Source organism: Aeromicrobium sp. (assembly GCF_036676885.1).
Taxonomy (GTDB): Bacteria; Actinomycetota; Actinomycetes; order Propionibacteriales; family Nocardioidaceae; genus Aeromicrobium.
Genome location: NZ_JAKFCB010000123.1, coordinates 1 through 5,574 on the forward strand (window position 1 = coordinate 1; position 5,574 = coordinate 5,574).

A 5,574-nucleotide genomic window follows, 5' to 3' on the forward strand; every position below is an offset into this window, starting at 1 on the left:
CCGCGAGCCCCACGCGGTCGTGGTCAGCGCACGCACCGGCGAGGGCATCGACGAGCTGCTCAGCGCGATCGAGGCCGACCTGCCACAGCCCGCGACCCACGTCGACGTGCTGCTGCCCTACGCTCGCGGCGACCTGCTCAACCAGATCCACACGCAGGGCGAGATCGAGTCCCTCGACCATGAGTCCGACGGCACGCACGTCGTCGCCCGGGTCCACGGGCAGCTGGCCAGCGAGCTCGAGCCCTACACGGTCTAGGCACGCAAGACTTTCTCGTAGCGCAGGGCCGGGACAGTGAACGTACCGGCGGAGGTCTCGGCGGAGTAGTCGAACGGTCCTGCGTCGACCCAGCCGCGCCGCTCGTAGAACCGCCGGGCGCGTACGTTGCCGGCCACCACCGCCAGCCACGCACGGTCATACCGCTCGCCGACGACGTGTTCGCCGCGGTCGAGCAGCGAGGCGGCGGTCCCGCTGCCGCGAGCTGACGCATCGACATAGACCTGCTCGACCTCGTCGTCGTGCACAGTGACGAACCCGATCACGGTGTCGCCGGCGACCGCGACGGTTGTGAGGGGTATGCGTGATGGGACCAGGTCGCGGAAGTGGCTGAGCGTGCGATGCGCGTGCAGGCCCACCGGGACGTGCCCTGCGTGGCCGTCTGCCCAGCCGCGGTGCCACACATCGGCGACGGCCTCGACGTCCTGGTCGGTTGCGGCACGGAGCGTGAACTCGGGCATGGGCGAGACGCTACCGGGTCCGACACCTGTGGACGCGCGTCAGGATTCGACCGCCGTCGCGACTAGCCTTGCGCCATGCCCTCCACCCCTGACGTACGCGCGGTCCTCCATGCTGCGGTGGAGGCCGTCGGGGGAGAGGATCGGCCCGGTCAGATCGAGATGGCCGAGGCGGTGCAGCACGCCCTCGAGAGCGGCGAGCACCTGCTGGTCCAGGCCGGCACCGGCACCGGCAAGTCGCTCGGCTACCTCGTGCCCAGCCTGCTCCACGGCAAGCGGGTCGTCGTCGCGACCGCGACGCTCAACCTCCAGCACCAGCTTGTCGAGCGGGACATCCCGGCGCTCAAGGATGCCGCCCGGGCGACCCTCGACGTCGTCCCGCACCACGCCGTGGTCAAGGGCCGCAGCAACTACGCCTGCCTGCACCGCATACGTGAGGGCGCTCCCGATGACCAGGGCACGCTCGTCGACGTCCCCGAGGGTTCGCTCGGCGCCGAGGTGCTCGAGCTGCGGGAGTGGGCCGAGGAGCAGGCCACCGGTGGCCACATGGCCGACCGCGACTCCGCACCCGCCCACACGGAGCGGGCCTGGCGACAGGTCAGCGTCAACCACCGCGAATGCCTCGGCGCCTCCCGCTGCGCCCACGCCCTCGAGTGTTTCGCCGAACGGGCCCGCGAGGACGCGCACACCGCCCAGCTCGTCGTCACCAACCACGCCCTGCTGGCGATCGACGCGATCGACGGCGTGCCGATGCTCCCGGAGTACGACGCCGTGATCGTCGACGAGGCGCATGAGCTCGCCGCACGCGTGACCCAGGCATCGACCGATGAGCTCGACCCCGTCGTGGTCGAGCGCGCCGCCCGGCGGGCACGCGTCCAGGTCAAGGGCAAGGAGGCCGACGACCTGACCGACGCCTCCGATGCGCTCGCCGACGTCCTGGCCCGCACCGAGGAGGGGCGCATCGACGACCCGCCGCAGCCGCTCCGCGAGGTCCTCGCGTTCGTACGCGATGCCGCTCGTGCGTGCCTGTCGGCGTTCCCCAAGGACAAGGACAAGGGCGAGCCCGACGCGGCTCGCCAGCAGTCCCGCGGCATGGTCGACGACGTCCGCAAGATCGCCGAGCGCATGGCCGCCAAGGGCGAGACCGAGGTGCTCTGGATGAGCGACAACCGCGGCAACAAGCAGCTCCACATCGCGCCGATCGATGTGTCGGCGAGCCTGCGCGACAGGCTCTTCGCCGACAAGACCGTGGTGCTGACCAGTGCCACGCTCAAGCTCGGCGGCGGCTTCGACCCCGTCGCGCGCTCGCTCGGCCTCGAGCCCGGCGACGACTCGTGGAGCTCGCTCGACGTCGGCTCACCGTTCGACTACCGCAAGCAGGGCGTGCTCTACGTCGCCCGCGACCTGCCGCTGCCGGGACGTGACGGCCTCGAGGAGGCCCAGCTCGCGGAGATCACGGCGCTCGTCGAGGCTGCCGGCGGACGTACCCTCGGACTCTTCTCGTCGCGACGCGCTGCGGAGAAGGCGGCCGAAGAGGTGCGCACGCGGTTGCCGGACATCGACATCTGGTGCCAGGGCGACGCCCAGCTGCCCGAGCTGGCCCGGCGCTTCGCCGAGACTCCGAGCACCTGCCTGTTCGGCACGCTGAGCCTGTGGCAGGGCGTCGACCTCCCGGGGGACACGTGCCAGCTGGTCATCATCGACCGGGTGCCGTTCCCGCGGCCGGACGACCCGTTGATGAGCGCGCGCCAACGGCTCGTCGAGAAGCGCGGTGGCAACGGCTTCATGAGCGTGGCGGCGAGCCACGCGGCGCTGCTGCTCGCCCAGGGCACCGGCCGGTTGATCCGCCGGGCGAGCGACAAGGGCGTCGTCGCCATCCTCGATCCGCGCATCGTCACGGCGCGCTACGGGTCGTTCCTTGCCGCTTCATTGCCCGACATGTGGCGTACGACGGACCGGGACGTAGCCCTCGGAGCGTTGCGACGTCTCAATGACGTGGCGAATGCAGTTGCAACCGCTGAAGTTTGATAGCCTGTCGCAGATTCTCTCCAACCGTCGACGCCGGGGATTCCATGAAACTGCGCCTCACTGCCCTGCTTCTCGCCCTTCCGGCGGTGGTCTTCGGTGCCCTCGTGGCAATTCCCACGACGTCCGCGGAGGCGAACACCTACGACGTGGCGGTGTCGCAACGACTCATCGCGATCAACACCTCTGGCCTGGGCAAGGTCACGGTCAAGTGCTGGGCGAAGGTGACGTGCCGAGGCAAGCTGTCGTTCACCAACACGAGCACTCGCTACCGCACCTACAGCGTGCCCGCGGGAGCGTCGCGCACCGTCGAGGTGGCCGTCCGTACGACCGAGGCCGCCTACCCCTATCCCGCAAACGGCGGCATCCAGAGGGGCGACGTCTACTACAAGTCGGCCGTCCTGGTCGTCAACCAGGACTACCCCCGCAACAAGAACCGCACCTACGGCGTCCAGACCGAGACGCTCCTGACCCACCAGCAGCTCAAGGGCAGCGTCCAGGGCCCGGACGGCAAGGAGGCCACTGGCGTCAAGGTCGAGATGGTGCGCCAGGTGCGCGGCGGCAACACCCAGGTCGTCCGCTCTGTCGACATCCCTGACACGGGCGGCAACTACTCGTTCAACGTGCCACTCGGCAGCAACAACGCCGCGTCCGGCCCCTACAAGTTGCGCATCAGCGGGCGCGACAAGGACGACTCCTTCCGCTCCTGGTACTGGCGCGGCAGCGACGGCAGCACCTTGGGCAGCGGTGGACGCTACATCGACGAGGGCACCTCGGTTCGAGTCACGAAGATGGGCGACTACGACGCCAACTTCGTGTACGGCTCGATCGGCGGGACCGTGCAGGATCACATCAACGGTGGCTCGGCAGAGATCACGGTGGCCGCCCCGCCCCCGGTCTACTCCACCAACTCCAAGGTCCTGCGTGAGTACGACTTCACCTCGTGCGCCAACATCTACGGCAAGACGACGAGCAACAGCACGACAGGCGCCTACCGGGTCGACTTCCTGCCGCTCTACGGCAGCAACCCGCGCTACATGGTGCGCGCGGCCTCGGGTGGGGTCGAGACGTGGAACACGCCTGCTGGCGGCACCACGGGCTTCGGCAGCTGCCTGGACGTGATCGACTACACGAACCGCACGGCGGCCAACCTCGTGCCCGTGCCTTCGAACGCCTACAACGTGCAGGTGAGGCGCAGCAACAACACCGTCAACATCGACGGCTCGTTCAGCGGCTTCTCGCCGACCTACAGCGATCGCTACGTCACGCTGCGTGAGAAGATCCCCGGCGTCCCGGTGCTCTCCTCGCCGGTCGTCGCCAGGGGCAGCGTCAACACCTCCGGCAACGCCAGCGGCGCCAGCGCGCTCAAGGACGTTCCGCCCGGCAAGTACTGGGTCGAGATGGGCCGCCGTACGACCTGCTCGGCGTGGTACCCCAGCGTCTACCCCAACAACAACGCCTACTTCAGCGGCGAAGACCGCGGCGCAGAGCGCTGGAAGACCGTGGCCGGCAAGTATCCGGAGTACACGAAGTCCTACACGATGGGCTACGTCGCCAAGACGCCGCCGAGCGGCTACAAGGGCTGGATGTACCGCGGCTACTGCAAGGCGCTGGGAGCCGGCACCTACGACAACACCCTCAGCATCAACAACCTCGACCAGACCGTCACCAAGGTCACCAACCGGGTCCGCAAGGGCGCCATCGTCAAGGGTCGAGTCACCCGCGTCGGCGGCAAGACCAACAAGGAGATGATGGTGACGTTGTCGTCGTCGGACGGCAAGCGCGTGCTCCGCACGGACTTGACCGACAGCCGCGGCTACTTCTACGTCGCCGGCCTGCCGTCGGGCAACTGGAAGATCACGGTCAACGCGGACTCGTGGCGCGGCATCGGCCGTTCGTTCAGCGGCAAGCACTCCATCGGCGTGACTGCGGGCGGCACCTACAACGCCGGCACCCTCCGGTTCTTGAGCTGAGGGCGGTTCTGACAGGCTGGTCACCATGACTGTCCTCGTGACCGGCGGCGCCGGCTACATCGGCTCGCACATCGTCCGGGCCTTTCGGCTCGCCGGCCTCGACTGCGTCGTGGTCGACGACCTCTCGAGCGGCCACCAGGAGTTCGTCCCGGACGACGTCGAGTTCATCGACACCAACATCCTCGACACCACGCTGGTCACCAAGGCGATGGTCGAGCACGAGGTCGAGGCCGTCGTGCACCTGGCCGGGTTCAAGTACGCGGGGGTGTCCGTGCAGCGGCCGCTGCACACGTACGAGCAGAACGTCCAGGGCACGGTCAGCCTCCTGCAGGCGATGCACGAGGCCGGCGTCGACAAGATCGTGTTCTCCTCCAGCGCCGCGGTCTACGGCACGCCTGACGTCGACATCGTGACCGAGACGACGGCGACGGCGCCCGAGTCGCCCTATGGCGAGAGCAAGCTGATCGGCGAGTGGTTGCTGCGCGACGCGGCGCGGGCGTTCCCGATGCACCACACGTCGTTGCGCTACTTCAACGTCGTCGGCTCGGCGGTCCCGGACCTCTACGACACGAGCCCGCACAACCTCTTCCCGCTCGTCATCGAGGCGCTGCTGGAGGGTCGTACGCCGAGGATCAACGGCGATGGCTACCCGACTCCCGACGGCACGTGCGTACGCGACTACATCCACGTCGCGGACCTGGCCGATGCGCACGTCGTGGCTGCCCAGAAGCTGCTCGCCGGTCAGCAGCTCGAGCCGGTCTACAACCTCGGCAGCGGTGACGGCGTCTCGGTGCGGGAGATCATGACGGCGGTTGCCGAGGCGACGGGCATCGCCTTCGAGCCC

At 68.7% G+C, this 5,574-nt stretch carries 4 protein-coding genes and 1 pseudogene; 4 read left to right on the forward strand and 1 reads right to left on the reverse strand.

Annotation, left to right across the window (positions count from 1 at the left end; genetic code table 11):
• Positions 1–256, forward strand: a pseudogene (locus tag V6M46_RS06300) (GTPase HflX); the annotation flags it as partial.
• On the opposite strand, the gene V6M46_RS06305 reads toward V6M46_RS06300, so the two are convergent.
• Positions 253–735, reverse strand: coding sequence for a GNAT family N-acetyltransferase (locus tag V6M46_RS06305; RefSeq protein WP_332662936.1), 483 nt, complete (start codon positions 733–735; stop codon positions 253–255). The pseudogene V6M46_RS06300 and the gene V6M46_RS06305 sit on opposite strands and share 4 nt — an antisense overlap.
• 75 nt (positions 736–810) lie before the next feature.
• Between V6M46_RS06305 and V6M46_RS06310 the strand changes: the two genes are divergently transcribed.
• From V6M46_RS06310 to galE, 3 genes are all read left to right on the forward strand, one after another.
• Positions 811–2,760 (forward strand): ATP-dependent DNA helicase, encoded by a 1,950-nt coding sequence (locus V6M46_RS06310; protein ID WP_332662937.1) that lies wholly within the window; start codon positions 811–813, stop codon positions 2,758–2,760.
• Between the two features lie 44 nt (positions 2,761–2,804).
• The gene (locus V6M46_RS06315; protein WP_332662939.1) at positions 2,805–4,730 is read left to right on the forward strand and encodes a hypothetical protein; all 1,926 of its coding nucleotides are present in this window, start codon (positions 2,805–2,807) and stop codon (positions 4,728–4,730) included.
• Positions 4,731–4,755: 25 nt separating this feature from the next.
• The coding region (galE, locus tag V6M46_RS06320; RefSeq protein WP_332662941.1) for a UDP-glucose 4-epimerase GalE at positions 4,756–5,574 on the forward strand (819 nt) is incomplete at its 3' end.

Coding starts and splice junctions, on each gene's coding strand:
- V6M46_RS06305 (WP_332662936.1), bottom strand. CDS start 735: ATGCCCGAGTTCACGCTCCGTGCCGCAACCGACCAGGACGTCGAGGCC.
- V6M46_RS06310 (WP_332662937.1), top strand. CDS start 811: ATGCCCTCCACCCCTGACGTACGCGCGGTCCTCCATGCTGCGGTGGAG.
- V6M46_RS06315 (WP_332662939.1), top strand. CDS start 2,805: ATGAAACTGCGCCTCACTGCCCTGCTTCTCGCCCTTCCGGCGGTGGTC.